Annotated in this window: 16 protein-coding genes and 1 pseudogene; 11 read left to right on the forward strand and 6 right to left on the reverse strand. The window is 63.1% G+C overall.

Annotated features, from left to right (window positions below; all coding sequences use genetic code 11):
- The first annotated feature begins 176 nt into the window (after positions 1 to 176).
- From cmk to FRAAU_RS06745, 8 genes and pseudogenes are all read left to right on the forward strand, one after another.
- Complete coding sequence (cmk, locus tag FRAAU_RS06710; RefSeq protein ID WP_014402794.1) at positions 177 to 857, forward strand: (d)CMP kinase; 681 nt, start codon at positions 177 to 179, stop codon at positions 855 to 857.
- A gap of 186 nt (positions 858 to 1043) precedes the next feature.
- A complete protein-coding gene (rpsA, locus tag FRAAU_RS06715; RefSeq protein ID WP_014402795.1) occupies positions 1044 to 2717 on the forward strand; it encodes a 30S ribosomal protein S1 in 1674 nt (557 codons plus the stop codon).
- Positions 2718 to 2782: 65 nt separating this feature from the next.
- A pseudogene (locus tag FRAAU_RS06720) lies at positions 2783 to 3094 on the forward strand (integration host factor subunit beta); the annotation flags it as partial.
- Between the two features lie 301 nt (positions 3095 to 3395).
- Positions 3396 to 3917 carry a transposase gene (locus FRAAU_RS17995; protein WP_052317846.1) on the forward strand — a complete coding sequence of 174 codons (522 nt, stop codon included), beginning with the start codon at positions 3396 to 3398 and terminating at the stop codon, positions 3915 to 3917.
- Positions 3918 to 3937: 20 nt separating this feature from the next.
- Positions 3938 to 4216 carry a FeoA family protein gene (locus tag FRAAU_RS06730; RefSeq protein ID WP_014402797.1) on the forward strand — a complete coding sequence of 93 codons (279 nt, stop codon included), beginning with the start codon at positions 3938 to 3940 and terminating at the stop codon, positions 4214 to 4216.
- Positions 4213 to 6072, forward strand: a complete 1860-nt coding sequence (gene feoB, locus FRAAU_RS06735; protein ID WP_014402798.1) for a ferrous iron transporter B — start codon at positions 4213 to 4215, stop codon at positions 6070 to 6072. The genes FRAAU_RS06730 and feoB overlap by 4 nt, the downstream gene beginning before the upstream one ends.
- Entirely contained in the window at positions 6069 to 6368 is a 300-nt protein-coding gene (locus FRAAU_RS06740) for a DUF6587 family protein (RefSeq protein ID WP_014402799.1), read from the forward strand. The genes feoB and FRAAU_RS06740 overlap by 4 nt, the downstream gene beginning before the upstream one ends.
- A 78-nt stretch (positions 6369 to 6446) precedes the next feature.
- On the forward strand, positions 6447 to 6839 hold the full coding sequence (locus FRAAU_RS06745; RefSeq protein ID WP_014402800.1) for a DUF6165 family protein: 393 nt from the start codon (positions 6447 to 6449) through the stop codon (positions 6837 to 6839).
- A gap of 40 nt (positions 6840 to 6879) precedes the next feature.
- On the opposite strand, the gene FRAAU_RS06750 is transcribed toward FRAAU_RS06745, so the two are convergent.
- Positions 6880 to 7620: an AraC family transcriptional regulator gene (locus FRAAU_RS06750; RefSeq protein ID WP_014402801.1), complete on the reverse strand. Its 741-nt coding sequence runs from the start codon at positions 7618 to 7620 to the stop codon at positions 6880 to 6882.
- Between the two features lie 108 nt (positions 7621 to 7728).
- Here FRAAU_RS06750 and FRAAU_RS06755 point away from each other — a divergent pair, with 108 nt between their 5' ends.
- The 3 genes from FRAAU_RS06755 to FRAAU_RS06765 all read left to right on the forward strand — a co-directional run bounded on the left by FRAAU_RS06755 (position 7729) and on the right by FRAAU_RS06765 (position 11228).
- The gene (locus tag FRAAU_RS06755; RefSeq protein ID WP_014402802.1) at positions 7729 to 8667 is read left to right on the forward strand and encodes a proline racemase family protein; all 939 of its coding nucleotides are present in this window, start codon (positions 7729 to 7731) and stop codon (positions 8665 to 8667) included.
- 69 nt (positions 8668 to 8736) lie between these two features.
- Positions 8737 to 9642 carry a dihydrodipicolinate synthase family protein gene (locus FRAAU_RS06760; protein WP_014402803.1) on the forward strand — a complete coding sequence of 302 codons (906 nt, stop codon included), beginning with the start codon at positions 8737 to 8739 and terminating at the stop codon, positions 9640 to 9642.
- Positions 9642 to 11228 carry an aldehyde dehydrogenase family protein gene (locus tag FRAAU_RS06765; RefSeq protein ID WP_014402804.1) on the forward strand — a complete coding sequence of 529 codons (1587 nt, stop codon included), beginning with the start codon at positions 9642 to 9644 and terminating at the stop codon, positions 11226 to 11228. Before FRAAU_RS06760 ends, FRAAU_RS06765 begins: the two co-directional genes overlap by 1 nt.
- A gap of 67 nt (positions 11229 to 11295) precedes the next feature.
- Here the strand turns inward: FRAAU_RS06765 and FRAAU_RS06770 are convergent, their stop codons facing one another.
- The 5 genes from FRAAU_RS06770 to FRAAU_RS06790 form a co-directional block, all read right to left on the reverse strand.
- Entirely contained in the window at positions 11296 to 12900 is a 1605-nt protein-coding gene (locus tag FRAAU_RS06770; RefSeq protein WP_014402805.1) for a DUF5597 domain-containing protein, read from the reverse strand.
- The gene (locus tag FRAAU_RS06775; RefSeq protein WP_014402806.1) at positions 12900 to 15836 is read right to left on the reverse strand and encodes a TonB-dependent receptor; all 2937 of its coding nucleotides are present in this window, start codon (positions 15834 to 15836) and stop codon (positions 12900 to 12902) included. The genes FRAAU_RS06770 and FRAAU_RS06775 overlap by 1 nt, the downstream gene beginning before the upstream one ends.
- Positions 15837 to 15996: 160 nt before the next feature.
- Complete coding sequence (locus FRAAU_RS06780; protein WP_014402807.1) at positions 15997 to 17952, reverse strand: glycoside hydrolase family 127 protein; 1956 nt, start codon at positions 17950 to 17952, stop codon at positions 15997 to 15999.
- A 179-nt stretch (positions 17953 to 18131) separates the two neighbouring features.
- Positions 18132 to 20510 carry a hypothetical protein gene (locus FRAAU_RS06785; RefSeq protein ID WP_014402808.1) on the reverse strand — a complete coding sequence of 793 codons (2379 nt, stop codon included), beginning with the start codon at positions 20508 to 20510 and terminating at the stop codon, positions 18132 to 18134.
- Between the two features lie 17 nt (positions 20511 to 20527).
- Complete coding sequence (locus FRAAU_RS06790; protein WP_014402809.1) at positions 20528 to 21730, reverse strand: glycoside hydrolase family 27 protein; 1203 nt, start codon at positions 21728 to 21730, stop codon at positions 20528 to 20530.
- Positions 21731 to 21734: the final 4 nt, after the last annotated feature.

A 21734-nucleotide genomic window follows, 5' to 3' on the forward strand; every position in this document is an offset into this window, starting at 1 on the left:
ACCGATCCTTGAGTGGCATGCAACGGCTGGATTCAAACGGACGTATGAATCCTCGCCGGAGACAGTGCCTGAATGCAAGCGGCGGTGCGCCATCGTCGACCTGGGGATGGGCAGCTGACCTGTGACGGGGTGCTCGCGGTATCATCAACGTTTTGTGCGCGGGGACGAGGTCCGGAATGAATTCATCTGCAACCATACCGATGCTCACGATCGACGGGCCGTCGGGATCGGGCAAGGGCACCATCAGTCTGCATGTGGCGCGCGAACTCGGCTGGCGCCTGCTGGACTCAGGCGTGCTGTATCGGGCCGTGGGCTGGGTGGTGAATCAGGAAGGGATCGATCCGGCGGATCATGCGGCCGTCACGGCATGCGCGCAGCGCACCCGCATCGAATTCGTAGCCGCCGATGATGGCAGCGAAGTGCGGGTGCTGGTCAATGACGAGGATCTCGGCAGTCAGCTGCGTACCGAGGTGGCCGGCAAATACGCCTCGGCGATCGCCGCCATTCCCGGTGTGCGCGAAGCCTTGCTGCAATTGCAGTTGAGCCTGCGCCAGGCGCCCGGTCTGGTCGCCGATGGCCGGGACATGGGGACGGTGGTTTTCCCGGACGCCCCTTTCAAGGTGTTTTTGACGGCCAGCGTTGCCGAGCGGGCGGCGCGCCGTTATAAACAGTTGAGAGAAAAGGGGGTTGAGGTTAAACTGGAGGCCCTTCAGCAGGATCTGGAGGCCAGGGATGCGCGGGATACCTCGCGGGCCGTGGCGCCGTTGAAGCCTGCCGAGGGGGCCGTCGTGGTGGATACCACGGGGCTTTCCATCGACAAGGTGGTCGCAAAGGTTCTGGCTGTCGTGCGCGGTTGATCGCGCCCGGCGGCCTGTGTGGCGTTTCGCGGATGACCGCGGAACAGTGGTCCAACGGTGTGTTTCTGCAGTGATGACTCCTTGTCTCGCGCAGGCATGCCCCCAACATGGTGGGCCGACCATGCTGTCCGGTGCTTCGTTGAACGCACGGATGGGCAGGCGGTCTTTTTCATCTACGGAATTAACATGACTGAAAGTTTTGCCGAGCTGTTTGAACAGAGCCAACAGGCTATCGCCAGGCTCAAGCCGGGTGCCATCGTCAGTGGCATCGTGGTTGAAATCCGCAACGACGTCGTCGTCATCAATGCCGGTCTGAAGAGCGAAGGTATCGTTCCGATCGAGCAGTTCAAGGACGACAACGGCGAGCTGGAAGTGCAGGTGGGCGACGAGGTCAAGGTCGCTCTGGAAGCTCTGGAAGACGGCTTCGGCGAGACCAAGCTCTCCCGCGAGAAGGCCAAGCGTTCCATGGTGTGGGACGATCTGGAACAGGCCTTCGACAAGGAAGAGACCATTTCCGGCAAGATCTCCGGCAAGGTCAAGGGCGGTTTCACCGTCGACATCAAGGACGTCCGCGCCTTCCTGCCGGGCTCCCTGGTCGATGTGCGTCCGGTCCGCGATCCGGTCTACCTGGAAGGCAAGGATCTTGAATTCAAGATCATCAAGCTGGACCGCAAGCGCAACAACGTGGTCGTCAGCCGTCGCGCCGTCGTCGAGACCGAGTTCTCGGAAGAGCGCGAGAAGCTGATGGAGCGTCTGAACGAAGGCGCCGTCGTCAAGGGTACCGTCAAGAACCTGACCGATTACGGCGCGTTCGTGGACCTGGGCGGCATCGACGGCCTGCTGCACATCACCGACATGGCCTGGAAGCGCGTCCGTCATCCGTCCGAAGTCGTGAACGTCGGCGACGAGCTGGAAGTGCGCGTGCTGAAGTACGACCGCGAGCGCAACCGCGTCTCGCTGGGCCTGAAGCAGCTGGGCGACGATCCGTGGGTCAACATCTCGCGTCGCTACCCGGTCGGCAGCCGTCTGTTCGGCAAGGTCTCCAACGTCACCGATTACGGCTGCTTCGTCGAGATCGAGCCGGGCGTCGAAGGCCTGGTCCACGTGTCCGAAATGGACTGGACCAACAAGAACGTCAACCCCGCCAAGGTGGTGCAGGTCGGTGACGAGACCGAAGTGATGGTGCTGGACGTCGATGAAGAGCGTCGTCGCATCTCGCTGGGTATCAAGCAGACCCGTTCCAACCCGTGGGAAGCCTTCGCCGCCATGCACAAGAAGGGCGACAAGGTTTCCGGCCAGATCAAGTCGATCACCGATTTCGGTATCTTCATCGGTCTGGACGGCGGCATCGACGGTCTGGTCCACCTGTCCGACATCTCCTGGCAGGTGTCCGGCGAAGATCTGGTCCGCAACTTCAAGAAGGGCGACGAGATCGAAGCCGTGGTGCTGGCCGTGGATCCGGAGCGCGAGCGCATCTCCCTCGGCATCAAGCAGATGGAGCAGGATCCGTTCGGTCAGTTCATGGCGACCAACACCCGCGGCACCATCGTCAATGGTACCGTCAAGGAAGTTGACGCCAAGGGCGCCGTGATCGATCTGGGCGAAGGCGTCGAGGGTTACCTGCGCGCCAACGACATCGCCAAGGAGCGGATCGAAGACGCGACCCAGCACCTGAAGGTCGGTGATGCAGTCGAAGCCAAGTTCATCGGCATGGATCGCAAGGGGCGTCAGCTCCAGCTGTCGATCCGCGCCAAGGACGAGGAAGAGCTGCAGGACAGCCTGGCCGAGTACGGTTCGGCCACCGGCGGCACCACCAAGCTGGGTGCTCTGCTGCAGGAACAGCTGAACAAGGCTGACTAAGCCTGTACGGTTGAAACAACGGGGCGGCGTCAGCCGCCCCGTTGTTTTGAAGGTTTTACACGCAGGCGCGGACATTGGGGACCATGACCAAATCCGAATTGATCGAAGCACTGGCACAGCGACAGGGCCATCTGGCTTTTGCCGATGTCGAGTTGGCTGTGAAGAGTGTCATCGAGCAGATGAGTCAAGCCCTGGCACAGGGCGAGCGTATTGAAATCAGGGGTTTCGGCAGTTTCGCCTTGCATTTCAGGCCACCGCGTATGGGGCGCAACCCCAAGACCGGTGATGCCGTGGCTTTGCCGGGCAAGCATGTCCCGCATTTCAAGCCGGGCAAGGAACTGCGCGAGCGCGTCAATCTTGGTGTTGATGCCGCCTGATTCCAGGCGCCCAGGCGTGTCACAAGTAGCAGAAACGGGAGCGAGCGATCGCTCCCGTTTTTTTGTTTCACGAGTGCCCCTGCAAGCCTCCCCGAAGTTTGGACATCAATGACGAGAAGCTTCGGAGGGGCTTACATATTCTCTCAAGAGTTGGAGCCTCTGGTAATTCCGGGGCAGTTCACTTTCGCGGTCTGATTGGGTACAGAGATGCTGTGCCGTAAACTGCAAGTATTCCGGGTGCGCGATCTGCCGGTACTTGCTGCGCGGCCTTAAGATCAATCGGCCTAATCAGGTCTGGGCGATGGACATCACCTGCATCCCAATGCCCGGGGCTGCGTTTACTTGGTGGCTGTCGATCACGATGGGCATCAACTTCTGCATCGAGGCCTTGGAGGCGGTCATGGTCCGATACGGCACGCCGGAAATCCTCAATATCAATCACGGCAGTTCGTTCATCTGCGAGGCCTTTACCGAATGGCTCAAGGAGTACGGCATCGCTATCAACATGGATGGCAAGGGCTGTTGGCGCGACAACGTGTTTATCGAGCAGCTGTGGAAATCGATCAAGGACGAAGAGGTCTGTCTGCACACCTGCGACAGCGTCGGCTATGCCGGAAACGTGCTGGAGCGCAGCCCGTGCACGACGACGACGACGACGACGGCGACGGCGACGGGGCGGAGCGGGCGGCGGGCGGGCAGTCGGCAGGCAGGGATGACGCATGGGCGGGAGGGAGAGGGCGCATGCGCATGCGAAACCGGTGTCCGGTCGGCTCCAGAGCGCCTGCGGGCTTGTGAAAGGCCCGTGTCGGCATCAATTAGGTAGCACTCCCATATGCCTGTACAATGGGAACCATTCTTATCCAAGGTGTGCGGTACGTGCGTCTGTCTGAATTGCCCAAAGGAATCACCGCCGTGGTCAGCCGGGTGGATGATGCGCACCAGGCTGATCCGATTGCCCAGCGTCTGCGTGATCTCGGTTTTGTCGCCGGCGAGCCGATACGCGTGGTGGGCAATGGGCCTCTGGGGGCCGACCCGCTGCTGATCCGGATCGGCTCGACGCGGTTCGCCTTGCGACGCAGCGAGGCGGCACGTGTCATGGTCGATGAGGAGGTCGCGGCATGAACGCTTTGCTGAACCGTCGGATCGCCCTGGTCGGCAATCCCAATTGCGGCAAGACGGCCTTGTTCAATCTGCTGACCGGCGGCCGCCAGAAGGTGGCCAACTATGCCGGGGTCACCGTCGAGCGGAAGGAAGGGCGTTTCGTGGCCGCGGATGGACGGGTGCTGAAGATTCTGGACCTGCCCGGCACCTACAGTTTCGATGCCACCAGCCCGGACGAGCGGATCACCCGTGACGTCTGCTACGGCGAGTACCCGGGTGAGGCCGCTCCGGACATGATCGTCTGCGTGGCCGATGCCACCAATCTGCGCCTGCATCTGCGCTTTGTGCTGGAGGTTCGGCAGCTTGGCCTGCCGGTGGTGCTGGCTCTGAACATGATGGATGCCGCCCGCAAGCGTGGCATCCGCATCGATCTGGAGGCCTTGCAGCAGCGCCTGGGCATGCCGGTGATCGAGACCGTGGCCGTGCGCCGCGACGGTGCCCGCGAGCTGGTGGCCCGCTTGAGTGCCGAGGCGATGCCAGCTCCGCCGCAGGTTCGGTCCAGAGATTCCGAGCAGGGCGGGGATCATGAGGCGCTGCACCGCGAGGTGCGCGAGATACTGGCCGCGGCCGTGACCATGCCGGCACAGACGGAGAGTCGCGACGATGCCCTGGATCGCTGGATTCTGCACCCGGTCTGGGGCGTGGTGATTCTGGCGGTGGTGATGTTTCTGGTCTTCCAGGCCGTGTATTCGGTCGGCAAGCCGCTGACCGATCTGATCGGCGATGCCTTCGGCTGGATGGGCGGACAAGTGGCCAGCCTGATGCCGGCTGGTGCCTTGCAGAGCCTGATTTCGGACGGCATTTTCGGCGGTCTGGGCACCGTGCTGGGTTTTCTGCCGGAAATCCTGGTGCTGTTCTTTTTCATTCTGGTACTGGAAGAATCCGGTTACCTGCCGCGAGCGGCTTTTCTGCTGGACCGGCTGATGCTGACAGTAGGTCTGACCGGGCGGTCCTTCATTCCCTTGCTGTCCAGTTTTGCCTGTGCCATTCCAGGCATCATGGGCACGCGCAGTATCCAGGATCCGCGTGACCGTTTGACGACGATTCTGATCGCGCCACTGATGACCTGTTCGGCGCGACTGCCGGTTTATGCCTTGCTGATCGGTGCGTTCATTCCCGCGCATCGTGTCGGCGGGTTGATGAATCTGCAAGGCCTGGTGCTGTTTGCCCTCTATGTGCTCGGCATTGTCGGGGCCATGGCGGTGGGCTGGGTCATGAAGCGGTTTCGCCATGACCAGAGCGAGCATGCGCTGCTGATGGAATTGCCGTCCTACCGCCTGCCGACCCCGCGCGACGTGGCGATCGGACTCTGGGAGCGGGCGTCGATCTTCGTCAAGCGGCTGACCGGGGTGATTCTGGCCCTGACCGTCCTGATGTGGTTCCTTTCGGCATTTCCCGGGCCGCCGGCAGGCGCGACGCGCCCGGCCATCGAGTACAGCTTCGCCGGCTACTTCGGCCACTGGCTGCAGTATCTGTTCGCGCCGTTGGGCTTCACCTGGGAGATGTGCATTTCCCTGATTCCGGCCTTTGCCGCTCGCGAGACGGCGGTGGCGGCCCTGGCGACCGTCTATTCGGTGGGCGGCGCTGATCTGGGAGGAGACGGGTTGGGTGCGGCTCTGACCCACAATTTCGGCCTGCCCAGTGCCTTGTCGCTGCTGGTCTGGTTCGTGTTCGCCCCGCAGTGCATGTCGACCCTGGCGGTGATTCGCCGGGAGACGCATTCCTGGCGCAATGTGCTGGTTTCCTTCGGTTACATGTTCGGCATTGCCTATCTGGCTTCGCTGATCACCTACCAAGTCGCGAGGTGGCTGCTGTGAATGCCTGGATCCAGAATACGATGCTCGGCCTGATTTTCGCTGCCGCGATCTACTACGCGTGGCGCAAGGTGCTGCCGGGTCCCAGTGCACGTGTACTGACGCGTTGGTCGATGGCCTTGTCAGGTCCTGGCCAGCCGGCCTGGCGGCAGCGCCTGGGACGCTGGCTGCGTCCGAAAGCAGCGGTCGGTGGTTGCGACAGCGGCTGCAGTGCCTGTGACGGCTGTGCCCCCAAGCCTCAGGCCGAGCCCGGCAAGGCCGTGCCGCTGACCTTTCACCGCAATCCGCGTCAGCACTGAGGCCGGCTTGCCGCGACGGGGCCGCTGGCGGCGCGTTATCATGGCCGACTGTTCAACCCACCCCATTGCGAGATTGCCATGAGTCTTATCCAGGTACCGGTATCCTACGGTGAATTGATCGACAAGATCACCATTCTCGAAATCAAGTCGCAGCACATCACCGACGCGGCCAAGCTGGCCAATATCCGGACTGAACTCGATCTGCTGAATGCGACCTGGGCTGCACATCCGGCCTCGGCCAATGACATCTCGGCCGAAAAGGCGGAGTTGCTGGCGGTCAATCAGGCGCTGTGGACCATCGAGGACGATATCCGCATCAAGGAAAAAGCCAAGGCCTTCGACCAAGGCTTCGTCGAGCTGGCCCGCGCCGTCTACGTCACCAATGACAAGCGTGCCGCAATCAAGCGCGACATCAATGTCCGCCTCGGCTCGGCTCTGGTCGAGGAAAAGTCCTACCAGGACTACAAGTAAGCATTGACCGGCAGGGCGCCCCGTCAGGGGCGTCGCGGTCTCAACCCGCCTCGGCCTGTCCCCGGCTGACGGCATGCGGCGGACTGGTCAGCAGCAGCTGCCGATAATCTCGAGGTGTCATGCCCACCGTGGCCTTGAATTGTCGTGCGAAGGCGCTTTGGTCGGTAAAACCGCAACTCATGCCGATATCGGCCACGCTGCCGGGCTCGCGCAACAGTTGCATGGCTGCCTCGATGCGATAGCGGGCCAGCACCTGTTGCGGCGTCAGCTGGAACACGCGGCGGAAGTGCCTCTCCAGCTGGGCGACCGACATGCCGGAAAGGTCCGCCAGATTCTGCACCCTGACTTTCTCGCCGTAATGCTGTTGCAGATGTTCGTTCGCGCGTTGCAGCCGTGCGTAGACCGGGTGGCGCATATCCGGCAGGCCCAGATCGCGGGAGATGCCGATCAGGCCGACAATGCGCCCGCGCTGCTCCACCGGCAGCTTGCGCGTCAGGCACCAGCCGGGAGCCCGGTTGGGAAAGACATGCACTTCCAGCTGATTGTCGATTCGTACGCCGGCCAGCACGTGCTGATCCTGCTCGGCGAAGCTGCGCCCAAGTGCAGGCGGGAACAGGCTTTCGACGCTGTGGCCGATGACCTGGTCGCGCCGCTTCAGCCCCAGCCGCCTGACCAGGGTCAGATTGACATGGGTGTAGCGTGCCTGCGGGTCCTTTACGAAAAACACGACGTCAGGCAAGGCATCGAACAAGCCCTCCATGGTCTCGGCAGATAGATTCATTGCGCAGCTCCCCCCGAGCGGCAGTTGTTGCTGATTGTGCTGATTTCCGCGCCGCGTGACACCAACGTCGCCTAGACGCTCCCCCAGTTGCGGACGCACCATGAAGCCATGTACAGCATCGACTACATCGACTCCCACACGGCCGGTGAACCTACCCGTGTCATTCTAGCCGGCTTGCCGTCTCTGGGCCGCGGACCTTTGTCACAACGCCTGCAGCGATTCAGGGATGAGCATGATCACTGGCGCAGCGCCATTGCCTGCGAGCCACGCGGCTCGGATACCATGGTGGGTGCCTTGCTGCTGACGCCGGAAGACCCGAGCTGTTGCGCCGGCGTGATCTTCTTCAACAATGTCGGTTATCTCGGCATGTGCGGGCACGGAACCATGGGGGTGATCCGGACCCTGGCCCATCTCGGACGCATCAGTCATGGCGTGCATCGGCTGGAAACGCCAGTCGGGGTGGTCGAGGCGGAGCTGCTGGCGGACGGCCATATCCGCATTGCCAATGTGCGCAGTTATCGCTTCGCTCAGGCCGAGGTTGATGTGCCGGGTCATGGCCGGGTGCGTGGCGATATCGCCTGGGGCGGGAACTGGTTTTTCATCACCGATGCCAGTCCCCGACCGCTGGAATATCGTTGGTGGCGTGAGCTGACCGATTACACGGCGGCGCTGCGCAGCGCGCTGGAAGCCGCTGGTATCACGGGTGTCGATGGTGCGGAAATCGATCATATCGAGTTGAGCACGCCGCTGGCCGCCGGCCGTGGCGCCCGCAACTTTGTCTTGTGTCCCGGTCTGGCCTATGACCGTTCTCCGTGCGGAACCGGTACCAGCGCGAAGCTGGCCTGCCTGGCCGCCGACGGCAAGTTGGAACCCGGTAAGGCCTGGCGTCAGGAGGGCGTGCTGGGTACCGCGTTCGAAGCCAGTTATCAGCCTGATGGCGACGGTGTGTTGCCGACTCTGCGCGGGCAGGCTTCGATCACCGCGATCGGCCAGCTGCTGCTGGATCCCGAGCAGGATCCGTTCGCCTGGGGCATCCGCGATCTCTGAACTTTTCCGGCCCGCGGCGATGGCTGTCGGGCCTTGGCAGGACTTCATCATTTCACTTGAGGAAAGAATATGGCCACGAATTCGCTGTGGCAGGGTGTCATCCCTGCAATTACCACTCCCTTCACTGTCGAGGGTGCGATTGATCATGCCTTTCTGGCCGATCACGCCCGGCAGCTGATCGCGGCAGGTTGCACCGGCATCGTGCCGCTGGGTTCGCTGGGCGAGGCGGCGACGCTCAGTTTCGAGGACAAGTGCGCGATCATGGAGACCTTGGTCGAAGCGCTCGGTGACCGTGCTCCGGTGATCCCCGGCATTGCCTCGCTGTCCACGGACGAGGCCGTGGCGCTGGCCAGGCGTGCCGAGGCCATCGGTTGCAAGGGCCTGATGGTTCTGCCGCCTTACGTGTACTCCACCGACTGGCATGAAATGGGTGCGCATATGCGTGCGGTGCTGGGTGCCACCGGCCTGCCGTGCCTGCTTTACAACAACCCGGTCGCCTACAAGACCGACTTCAGCCCGGAACAGATCGCCGAGCTGGCCGGGGAATACCCGCTGTTGCAGGCCGTCAAGGAGTCGTCCGGTGACGTCCGTCGCTTTGCGGCCCTGAAGTCGCTGCTGGGTGATCGTCTGGCCCTGTTGGTGGGCATGGATGATGCCATTGTCGAAGGTGTCTGCATGGGCGCCACGGGCTGGATCGCCGGCTTGGTCAATGCGTACCCGAAGGAATCGGTCAAGTTGTTCGAGCTGGCCTCCAGTGGTGGTTCGGCGGCGGCCGCCGAGCTGTATGCCTGGTTCCTGCCCTTGCTGCGGCTCGATACGGTGCCGAAATTCGTGCAGCTGATCAAGCTGGTGCAGGCCAAGGTGGGTCTCGGCTCAGAGTCTGTGCGTGCGCCCCGGCTGGTGCTGGAAGGCAGCGAGCGAGCGGCCGCCCTGGCGGTCATTGATCGGGCCATTGCCAGCAAGCCGGCGATCTGATGATGACGACGGCCAAGGCGTTGCTGGCCGGTCACTGGCGCGAAGCCCGTGATCCGGTCGGCCATTTCAGAGCGAATGATCCGGCGACGGGCGAGGCCATCGGCCCTGTTTTTCCTGTGCATGGGCAGCAGGACGTGGAGGCCGCCCTCGTGGCGGCCGAAGCGGCGGTACCCGTCCTGCTGGATGCGACCGCGCAGCAGATCGCAGGATTTCTGGAGGCCTACGCCTCCAGGCTGGAAGCTGGCATCGATGAGTTGGTGGTGCTGGCGCATGCCGAGACGGCGCTGGCGATCAATCCGCGTCTGAGCCAGGCTGAGATGCCGCGTACCGTTTCACAATTGCGGCAGGCCGCGGCGGCGGCGCTGAGCAGCAGCTGGCGGCAGCCGACGATTGACACCGCAGCGGGTCTGCGGTCGCACCTGGCTCCGCTGGGCAAGCCGGTACTGGTCTTCGGGCCCAACAATTTTCCGTTTGCCTTCAATGCCGTGGCCGGCAGTGATTTCGCCTCGGCCATCGTGGCACGCAGTCCGGTGATCGCCAAGGCCCATCCGGCCCATCCCGGTACCAGTCGCCGTCTGGCCGAGCTGGCTGCGGAGGCTTTGCAGCAGGTCGGTCTGCCGGCCGCCACCGTGCAGTTGTTGTATCACGTTGAAAGTAAGGTGGGCCTGGCCTTGTGTGCCGATCCGCGTCTGGGTGCCATCGGCTTTACCGGCAGCCGTGCCGCGGGGCTGGCACTGAAGGCCGCCGCCGATACGGCCGGCACGCCTTTTTACGGTGAACTTTCCAGCATCAATCCGGTACTGATGCTGCCCGGTGCATTGGCCGAGCGTGGCGAGACATTGGCCCAGAGCTTGTTCGGATCGGCCACCATGGGCAGCGGCCAGTTCTGTACTCAGCCCGGCCTGGTGCTGGTGCCGAAGGGAGCGGAAGGGGATGCTTTCGTCGCGGAGGTGGCCTCGCGTTTTGCCAATGCCTCACCGCAACGACTGTTTACTGCCGCGGCCGTGCATCATGTCGAGCAGGGCCTCGCGGCCTGGTTGCAGGCCGGGGCCGAGATGCTGGCCCAGGGCAGTGCCGAGGCGTCCGGTTTTGCCTGTGCGGCGGCACTTTGCGAGGTGTCGGCGGAGCGCTTCATTGCTTCGGGCTCTGCTTTGCAGCAGGAGATATTCGGTCCGCTCAGCCTGCTGGTGCGCCATGAGGGTGTGGCCCAGGCCAGGGCGGTACTGGACCGGCTGGAAGGCAATCTGACCGGTACGCTCTTCACGGCACATGACGGCAGTGACGATGGGCTTTGGCAGGAACTGGTTCCGCATCTGCGAGGCAAGGTGGGGCGCCTGATCGAGAATCAGATGCCGACCGGGGTGGCCGTGAGCCCGGCCATGAATCATGGTGGCCCGTTCCCCAGCTCAACCCAGGTGGCAGCGACTTCGGTGGGCATGCCGGCGGCGATTCGTCGGTTCAGCGCCTTGCATTGTTATGACCAGGTGCGGGAGGATCGTTTGCCTGACGATTTGCGCGATGCCAATCCTGCCGGCATCTGGCGGCAGATCGATGGCATCTGGAGCCAGCAGGCCGTCGGTGGCTGACCATCCAGGCCGGCCCCCTCGTGACGAGGTGGCCGGCCGTTGCGGCAGTGATGGACCGGCCAGGCGTTCAGTACGTGCCAGCCACCACGCGCAGCAGGCTGGGACGATCGCCGAAATTCAAGCCGTAATCGATTTCGTCCCCGTTCCACAGCCGTTCCATCACCCAATGACCTTCTGCATCGAAATGACCTTGCCCGGCACGGATGATCTGGCCGTGGCGGCCATCGGCATGGTCGCGCCGCAGCTCGACTCTGGCCCTTGAGCCGGTGATCAGCCAGCTGCCATCAGGCAGGTCAACCAGCAGCACGTGGCCGTCATGATGGGGACTGCCTGCGGGTGTCGGTGGTGTATCGCCCCATGGTGGTGGTCCGTAGGACACCTGTGCTTTCCAGTGATGGCCGAGGTCGATGTCGCCGCGAGTCTTGCCTGCGGCCTCGATGTCGGTACGAACTCGGCCTTCGGTCAGGGCCTGGGCCAGCGGACGGTTGATGCTGTCCAGCAGGGCAAACTCGGTGGCATAGGCCTGGCGCGCGGCCAGGTCGGCCGGGCTGGCGGGATCACCGTCGATGCCGAAGGTGGAGAATGCGACTGCCGAGGCGCTCAATGCATCGTAGATGAGACGCGGCATGGCGGCATCGAACCCGGTTTCGGAAATGAAAGCCGGGTTGTCCGCACGGTGATATTGCCCGATGACACGATCGAACTCGTCCCGGTCGGTGGCATACAGGTCAGTGCCGATCGCATCGATATGCGGCGCGGCGGCTTTCCACACATCCAGAACGGTGTCGGTGGCTCCGCCGCTGGGGTAATCGAGGCCCGGCTGGTGTTTGTTCTTGTAATGCAGCCAGGTATTCACATAAGTCGGCAGGGGATAGACGGCCTTGCCGGCTGCCGCGACCTGGTCGATATAACGGGCGGTCTGCCAGGCCTGGAAAGCTTCTTCGGCCCGATCGCCAAACACCTGTGACCAGTTTCCGGCGTTGTGGCCGAGGCGTTGGGCCAGTTCGGCCGGTACCGGCCCGGCAAAGGCGACATCGGCTTCAGGACGATGGTCACGCACCGCACCGAACAGGCCGGGTTCGTTCTCCACCTGGACCATGACCACCGTGTGACGGGTGCCGTCCATGGATTTCAGATGATTCATCAGCGCGGTGAAGGCCTGCCGATCCGCTTGCAGGTTGGTCTGACTGAAGGTCGACAGATCGGTCAGCGGCTGGCCCTTGGCCGACAGGGCACGTGGATACCGGACCGGATCGGTCTTGATCCAGTCCGGTGCATATTGCATCTGTCCGTTTTTCCAGCTGCCGAACCACAACAGCACCAGATGCAGATGATGCGCCCGGGTCTGGGCCAGCAAGGCATCGATATGGCTGTAGTCGTAATGCCCCGGTGCCGGCTCCAATTGCTGCCAGTAAACCGGTGCCAGCAGCGTATTGGCATGGGTTGCCATGATGGCCGGCCACGAAGTCGTCAGGACCTGGGGCCAGCTGTTGGAATTGTGGATCTGGGCGCCCAGCAGCAACCACGGGCGCCCGTCCAGCTGCAGACTGTAGTGCCCCTGCCGGAGTGTCAGCTCAGGCAGGGACGGGGCCTGGGTCGAGGCCATGGCGCCGAACCCGGTCACCAGGCTGGCCAGGCCAAGTGCCCAGCGTGTGATGCGGAGGGACCGCATCACAGGCTGACCGCCACACGGGCCCAGAAATAGCGACCGATCTGGTCATAGGTGTAGGCATCGGTATTGGAGTTGCTGCCCCATTGATAGAACATCGGCGGCTGCTTGTTGGCGAGGTTGTCGATACCGGCCGAAACGGTGGTATGCAGCTTGCTGAAGGTGTAGCCGGCCGACACATTGTTGTAGACGTAGGCACCGATCTTGCGGACGACTCCGTTGATGTTCTCGTCGGCCGAGTAGTCGGCGGCAGGGTCGGAATTGCCGATGCGGGTCCGGCCGATGTAGCGCATGGTCCAGGTGGCATTCCAGTTGCCGCGGTTCCAGCTCAGGGTGCCCAGCCCGCGCCAGTGCGGGAACTCGCCGTAGGACGGGCAGTAGGAGCCCGCGCAATGCGTGGTGGCGACGCTGCTGTCGCCGGGCGCGGTATCCACGTCATAGCGGCTCAGATAGGTGCCGTTGATGCTGGCCGTGAACTGGCCCCAGTGAGTGGGTGCGAACACATACTGGATGGTGCTGTCGATGCCGCTGGCCCAGGTTTCGCCCAGGTTGACGGTCGGCAGGTTGATGTAGTTGATCTGGCCATTGCCCGAGCGCTTGATGAGACTGCACAGCTTGCTGCTGTAATAGCATTCGTCCATGATCGTGGTCGGATCCAGTCCGTCGACGATGGTGTCCTTCAGGTTGATGCGCCACAGATCGGCACTCAGCGAGAGGCCATGTACCCAGTGCGGGTCATAGACCAGGCCCAGATCGTAGGAGTGGCCATGTTCGGGTTTCAGGTTGTAGCCGGCGGCAACCGAGCCGGAGCTCTTGACGCCGATCTGGGCGTTGTTCTGCTGGAAGCTTCCATTGGTCGGCACATTCTCGCAAGCCTGGGGATGACCGCCGGTATAGCCGTCGCAGATGTCGGTGGCCGAATAGGCACCTCCGGCGAAGCCGGCATAGAGCTCGCTGATGTTCGGTGCGCGGAACACCTGTGATGCCGTGCCGCGGACCAGCAGATCGCCTACCGGCCGCCACTCCAGGGCGACCTTGCTGTTCACCGTATGGCCCGAGGTGCTGTAGTCCGACCAGCGGCTGCCAAGATCGATATTCAGTGCTTGTGCGCCGGGCAGGTCGGCCAGAATCGGAATCAGGGTCTCGCCATACACCTCTTTCACGTTGTAGCCGCCGGACAGGACCGAGCCACAGTCTTCCACGACATTGCACAGGCCGGCGTAATCGCCCGAACTGATCGCTACTGCACCAGGAGTATCGGTCGTGTCCGATTGCGACTCCTGGCGGTAGGACATGCCGACGGCCAGACTGACCGAGCCGGCCGGCAGCTGGAACAGATCACCGTTGGCGCTGGCCTCGTACTGCTTCATGGTATAGCTGTATTCGGTGACCGGATTGACGATCAGCTTTTTCAGCGCGGCCACGGTGTTCGGGTCGTTGACGTTGAAGATATTGATCGGGGTGCAGTTGCTGATCGGATTGGCGGCAGTGCCGCAGGTCACGACGCCGGAACTGGACAGGAATGAAGGACCCAGCGCCTGTTCCAGCTTGGGATAGTCCAGAAATCCGTTGCTTTCGGTCTTCTGGCGGACCTTGGCGTAATTGACGTCGGCGTTCCACTGCCAGTTGCCGACGCCGAAGTCGCCGCGCAGACCGGTGGTGACCTGCATATTGTAGGTCTGGCTGGCAAAGTCGCGATTGCCCAGCGAGGTCAGTCGGGTGTTGAAATCGTTGTAGCTGTTGCCGGTGCTTCGGTCCGTCCCGAAATTCACCCCGAACGGATTGTAGTAGCTGTCCTTGGAGACCATGAAATCATCGCCGTTGGCGAAGATGGGGACGGGCGCGATGATCGAGGCGGAGGAGGTCTTGGTGTAGAAGAAGTCCAGATAGCCTTCCACATGGCGATTGAACTTGAAGCTTCCCACCAGCGAAACATTGGTGCGTTCCTGCGGTGTATTGATCAGATTGTAGGGCTGGTAGTTGTAGGAGTCCTGCGCGCCGCTGTAGGTATGGTAATCGGAAAGCGAAGTGGCGCCGCTGACCCCGGAATTGAGCGTTACATATTGGCCGGCGGCATTTTCGATAAGCCCGCTGGGTGTCGCGGAAGAGCCCAGGCGGGTGGGAACGCCGTTCTCCAGGGCAAGCGCGTAGCGGGAATAGGGGCGTGCCGTGGCCGAAATGCCATTTTGACTCTGGCGCGTCACGGCCAGCATCAGGCTGGCCCGCTTGGTCGAATGGCCGGCCAGAAAGCTGAAGTTGCGACGGTTGCCATCCGAATGCTGGCTCATGCCGTAGTCGGCGGAGAACTGCACGCCGTTGTAGTGGTCCTTGAGAATGAAGTTGACAACCCCGCCGATGGCATCGGAGCCGTACACGGACGCGGCGCCATCGGTCAGTACTTCGATGCGCTCGATCATGTTCGAGGGAATGCTGTTGACGTCGCTGTAGGCGACACGGTGGCCATTGACCAGCACCAGGGTGCGATTGTCTCCCAGCCCGCGCAGCGACACGGTCGAGGCACCCGTGCCACCGCCATTGTCGATACCCGGATTGGTGGCATTGCCCGCCACGCCGGGCAGGCGCTGCAACAGGTCGCCGACGGTGGGCTTGCCGCTGGCCGCGATCTGCTGGCTGTCGACCACGGTGACCGGGTTGGCGGTTTCCGCATCCACGCGGCGGATCAGCGAGCCGGTGACCACGACCGAGTCGAGGGTTTTGCTGGCTGCTTTGCCAGCCGGGGCGGCTGCAACCCTGGATGGGGCCGCGGCAGGGCTGGCATCCGCGGAGGGTGCGGTACTGTCTTGCGCCATGGCGCTGTAGCCGGCCATGCCCAGTGTCAGGAAAAGTCCGGTCTGGATGGCCCGTGTCAGCGGGCGCTGCCACAATGGCGTGGTTTCCGGCCTGGCGGAGCGGGAGTAGGCGTGATCAGGGCTAAGCATGATGATGACCTCGGTGCATTCAATGCAAGGTGGTGAAGAGCGAAGGAGCCTGCCGTCGCCGGAACGGGAACAAAAAGCCCCGGCGGAGTCGGCATGACAGCCGTCCGGGGAGGGGAAACCTGCGCCTGCCAATGGCAGGTGATGGAAAGCTTTGGAAAGGCTAGCTGTCAGCCGTGCGCCAATAGACGGCGTAGCGCTCTCTGAGGATCTGGTTCAGCGGGCGGACGACCAGTGCCCCTGTTGATGTCGTGGCGGTGAAGTGCAGTGGCTGGCCGGGAAGCGGGCGCAACCAGTCAAGCGCCTGCTCGGAGCCTTCTTCTCGGAGGGGTATGGGGGCAGGCTGAGTCCGGATCGCGGGCTTGGGATCGGCCCAATAATCGCAGTGCTGCATGGCGGGCGTGACTGGATCGCCCGGTAGCTCGGCTGCCAGCGTGATCGGGCCATAAAGCAGGGCAAACTGAGCATCATCGCCCGGCAGGGGCTGCATCTTGAGCTGCATGGGCAGCTGCAGGCGCAGGTGATCTTTGTCGTGCCACATTCTCTCGATGCTGAGATAGCTGCCAGGCAGCGCGCTGACGTTCTGCAGCTGGTCATTGATCCATAGCTGCGGCGCCCCGGCGGTCCAGGAGGGGATGCGCAGATTGATGCGCAGACGGGCAGGGGCGGTCAGCTGCAGCTTGAAGTCGCTGACATCCTGTTCGGGGAACCGGGTCAGCTGGCTCAGGGTCAGGCCCTGCTCCGCCCACTTCAGCCGGGAGGCGATATACAGGTTGACGTACAGTTCGCCCGGGGTGTGGAAATAGATGCTGTCGTTGAAGCGGGCGAATTCTTCGGCTCCGGTGCCGGTACAGCACCAGAACGAGTGCAGCGGGCTGTTGAAATATTTGTAGCTGCCGGGTGCCAGCGGATAGTAATAGAGCTTCATGCCCGCCGGATCCTGGGTGCCCAGCCGGGCGTTGTAGAGATTGCGCTCGTAGTAATCGAAGGCGCGAGGATCGCCGGTCCAGCCGTAGACATGACGGGTCAGCTTCAGCAGGTTGTAGGCGACGCAGCATTCGGCGGCGGCCACTCCGAGCTGGTCGTGCAGATCATCGGGGCCGTTGTTCCAGAATTCGTCGTTGCTGCTGCCGCCATTGGCATAGCAGCGTGTGCCGGAAATGGTTTCCCAGCCGAATTCGGCCATGCGTCGATAGCGTTGCTCACCGGTCAGCTCGTAACGACGGGCCGCACCGATGATCTTGGGCAGCTGGGTGTTGCTGTGCAGGCCCTTGAGCTCGTCGCGATGGGCCGCCAGCGGATCCAGCAGGCTGGCCTGGTCGAAGCGATGGGCGGCATCCAGATACCGGCCGTTGCCGGTGATGGCATAGAGTTCGCAAAGCGCATCGTTCATGCCGCCGTATTCGGTGCGCAGGATCTCGTTCATCTGCGCATCCGAGCGTCCGTTGAGCCAGTGCACCGTCCAGTCGCCGAGGCCGGTCGCGATATCCAGCGCCTGCTGATTGCCGGCATGCATATACATGTCCAGGTGGCCGCAAAGAATCTTGTGCAAGGTATAGAACGGAGCCCATACCTTCTGGCCATGGCTGAGGCGCTCGAAGAAGCTGTCGGGGAAGGCGCTCAGATAGCCGTCACTGCGCTGGCAGCGCGCCAGGATGGCGACCAGCTCATCGGCGCGCTGCTTGAGCGTGCGATCCGCTGTCGTGGCCCAGACCAGCGCGGCGGCCGACAGCCAGTGCCCGCCACAGAAGTGTCCGCGCAGTTCGCATTCGGGAGATTCCCAGCCGCCCAGGGGTTGGGCCGTGGAGGGCAGGCCGGCCTGGCGCAGAAAATTGTGAGCAAGCCGGTCGACGGGCAGTTGGTGCAGATACCTCGCATTGATGGCGGCGGCTTCGGCGAAAGGTCCGGGCGACAGGGTGACCTGGTCAAGCGCGAAGGCCTGCAACGAATCTCTGGCCATTTCCCGAGGGCCTTGACGCAGCGCGGCCAGGGCTGCGGGGACACGCGACTCCACTTCGATCGGTGGCGTGTCGGCGCGCAGTCGCGGCGCACCGGCCAATGTGGCAGTTACGGCCGCAGCTGTACCGGCCAGAAAACGTCTTCGGTCGTAATGCCTCATCTCCCCCCCCGGGCAGCCTGGTTGCGATGGCGATCTGGATCGTGGATGGTCGCCCCTCCGCGGCCATCCACAATTCCAGCATGACCTGCATGCGTGCAGCCGTCTTGACTGCCTTGTGCCAACTGGATGCGGATTTGAGCATAGTCGGGGCATCACGATCCGTGAGCAGTCGCGGCACCTCAGACGGCGTGTATGAAATGCGCCACCACAAGGGCCTTGCCGGCGCGAGGCTGCAGTCTCAGCTCGTCGTCGTTCAGGGTGCCAGCCTCGGGAGGATGGCCGTTGACGCTTACCGTGCTCAGTTGCAAGCCTTCAGGGCCGCGCAGGCTGAGTCTGACTGTGCCGGGCGGTACATCTGCTGGCCACTCGGCCTGGATGCTCAACTGACCGCTGTGTTGATGCCATTGCAGATGCAGACTGCAGGGGCCCCATCGGGTCGGTGCGTGCGCGATGGACAGCGGCCTGCCGCTGGCCGTCCATGCGCGTGGCAAGCCCCTGGCGAGGTAAAGGCATTCACCGGCACTGTCTTCGAAGATGAAGGCCCAGCGCAGCAGCAGTGGACTGGTCAGCTGCGCCGGGATGCAGAACAGCGGCATGCCGCCGGTGATGCCGCTGACTTCGCCAGCCGTCCAGCTGCCTCGGGTATGCACCTGGTAGCGATGGGCATACATGAACAGGACGTACTCGTCGATCCGGTTCAGCCGCAGCAGCTGCTGGGCGTAGCCATAGGAAATAAAACCGAGCAGATCGCGACTGCCCGGGTCGACCGGGCCGATATTGGCGACCACGCCCATGCTGGTGGCGCCGTGTCCGCGCATGCAGTCGATCACCAGATGGGCCAGATCGGCAGGCAGTACATCGGCCTGCAGCAGCTCGCTGTAGGCTCGGTGCGGCCACTGCTGCTCACTTGGGGTTTCGCTGGCCAGCGATTGGCGGAAGGTCAGCTTCGCGCCTGGCAACGGGCCTATATAGGGCGGTGTCATGTCGTGACGGATATTGGCGCGCAAGCGTTCGTGCAGGGTTGCTTGCAAGGCTTTTGCCTGTTCGATCCATCCGGCGGCTTGCGCGGCGCTGCCGCCGAGCTGCGGCCACAGCGGGGCCAGATCGAGCAGACCGCGGATCGCGAGGGCGCTGTTGGCGTAATAAGGCTTCCACCACAGCGTCGGATCCGGGAACAGGCAGGCATCGGACTCGTTCCAGCCATGGATCAGACCATGACCCGGGGCGTCGTCCGGCAGTTGCAGGCTTTCGGCGCGCAGTCGTAGCAGGATGTTGGCGGTCGCTTCGATCTTCGACTGGTGCTTCAGCAGTAAGCTGCGGTCGCCGGTATAGCGCAGATAACGGGCCAGCAATGACAGGGTGAGACCGAACTGGCCGGTTTCCGCGCCACGCATGTTGATCATGCCCTGGTCGTTGACGAAGTCGGTAAAGTAGCCGTCCAGAACGACGGCGGCCTGCCGGAAGCGACCCCATTCCAGATTGGCGTACAGGGAGCTGGTGAAGATATCCTGGAAGCCGTCGTACTCGCTGCCGTAGTAATCCCTGTCGACGGCGCCATATTTTGGATAACTGCCGCCGGGACGGACCACCAGTTCGCGGGCGAAGGCAAAACGGCTGAGGTCGGTCCAGCTTGGATCGGGCAGGGTGACCGGACAGGCATCGGCCAGCAGAGCCTGCCAGCAGCCGACAAAGTCGTGCAGGGCGTGATAGAACGCGGCCGGATCCGGATCGTTCATCAGCGAGCCATAGTTCGGATAGCTGTGGCCGTAGCTGGCGGCGGCGATGCGGCCGTGCTCGATCCGCAGGCTGCGGTGCCAGGTCTGGGCGATGAACTCGTCCTCTGCGCGGACATCGGCAAATACCAGCAGGTCGTACCAGCTGTCGGCATGGATGGGGATGATTTTGTGCACGGCCGGCAGCCAGCCGCCGAGCAGCCCTTCTTCACGTGCGCTGACCTGCGGATTGGCATGCAGGCCCGGCATGGTCTGTTCCGGATGATAGGTGCGCGTGCTGCCTTGCGGATAGACCGGCATGGTGTCCTTGCACTGGCGGGTGCCGACGAAGGTGGTCCATGGCTGACGTCCATAGTAGTCGGCCGGATTGATCCGCGATGCCGGAGGCGGGGCCAGATCCCGTACCTGCGATTCGTCCGGTTCGCCGCGGCTCAGCAGGCGGTCGGCCAGCAGATCGGCCTCGGCTTCGGCAACCTGTTTCAGACTCAGACCGAAATAGGACGGTCCGGATGCTCCCGCCACGGGCTCGGTACGTTTGGAGAGGCGGCATGCTCCCTGTGCTCCGCGCAGCCAGAGATCACCGTCGGGGCGGCTGAAATCTTCATGGACGCCGACTGGCCCTTGCGGGGTATCAAAGCTTGCCAGTCTGACCAGGTGATCCGGCATGGACGCATGACTGCTGCTCATGCGCGGCGGCGTCAGGGTAGGCGAGGCATCTGGGGCAGCCGTTGCGGCGGATTCGGCGGCATGAAGGCCGTGCCCGGGAAGTCCGGCAGCGACGCTGCCCAGGGCGAGGCTCTGGATGAAAGTGCGGCGATCAGTCATGCGATTCCTGTAACGGGTCAGTGCGGATGATGGAGGCGCAGCAGCAGCACGTCATGGCGTGCCAGCTGCAAGGGCATGCCCTGGACCAGGGTGTAGCGGCGCCCGCTCCATAGGTCGGTGGCCTCCTGCGGACCGTGCAGATCCAGTCGCTTCAGATCCAGCGACCAGGGGGCGGAGGCGTAGCGGGCGCTGCCGATATTGAAAATGGCCACGGCACGATCACCGTCCGCCAGCGGTCGGGACCAGACTTCGACTTGCCCATCGGCATAGGTGCGGGTGGCGGGGCGGCCGAGCGGATCCTGGTCGATGGCGATGACGGCGCTCAAGGTCAGGATGTCCCTGACCTTGAGCGACATATGACGCAGATCGTTGCCAGCTATAAGTGGTGCCGCCAGCATCGCCCACCAGCTGAAGTGGGCCCGATTCTCCGCGTCGCTGAGGTGGCCATTGCCGACCTCCAGCATGTCCGGATCGTTCCAGTGGCCAGGTCCGGCGTAATCCGCCAGCCCGTCCTGTGATTCGGCAATGGCGTAGATCCGGTCCCAGTCCGGCTCGATGTCACTGGTGGTACGCCACAGCTGGCCATCGACATCGGGCCGGGTCGCCCATTGCCATGGCGCGCCCCAGCCGTATTGGCACAGGGCGTAGATGATGGGGCGTGATTGCCGGTCAAGAGCGACCCGCATGCGCTGGTAGGCCTGATGCATCAGGGCCATCTGACGGCCCATGTCATGCGGTGCCTGTGGCTGCATCACGTCCTGGATATAGCTGCACAGATCGTATTTCAGATAGTCCACGCCCCAGGCGGCATAGCTGGCGGCATCCTGTTGCTCATGACCCAGCGATCCTGTGTAGCCCGCGCAGGTATGGCGGCCGGGCGAGGAGTAGATACCGAGCTTGAGGCCGCGGGCATGTACATAGTCCGCCAGGGCGCGCATGTCGGGAAAACCGGCATTCGGACGAATGCTGCCGTCGGGATTGCGTCCGCCCTGCCAGCCATCGTCGATATTGACATACACATAGCCTGCATCACGCATGCCGCTGCTGACCATCGCGTCGGCAGTGGCCCTTATTTCAGCGGCGGTGACGTGTTCGGCGAAATGATTCCAGCTGCTCCAGCCCATCGGCGGAGTGGACGCGGTGATCTCCGCGGCGCGGCTGCCGAAGGCGGTGAGGCCAAGCAGCAGGCCAAGGCAGCGGCGCAGGTGGGTCCGAGTCATGCGG

It is taken from the genome of Frateuria aurantia DSM 6220 (assembly GCF_000242255.2).
GTDB classification, from domain to species: domain Bacteria; phylum Pseudomonadota; class Gammaproteobacteria; order Xanthomonadales; family Rhodanobacteraceae; genus Frateuria; species Frateuria aurantia.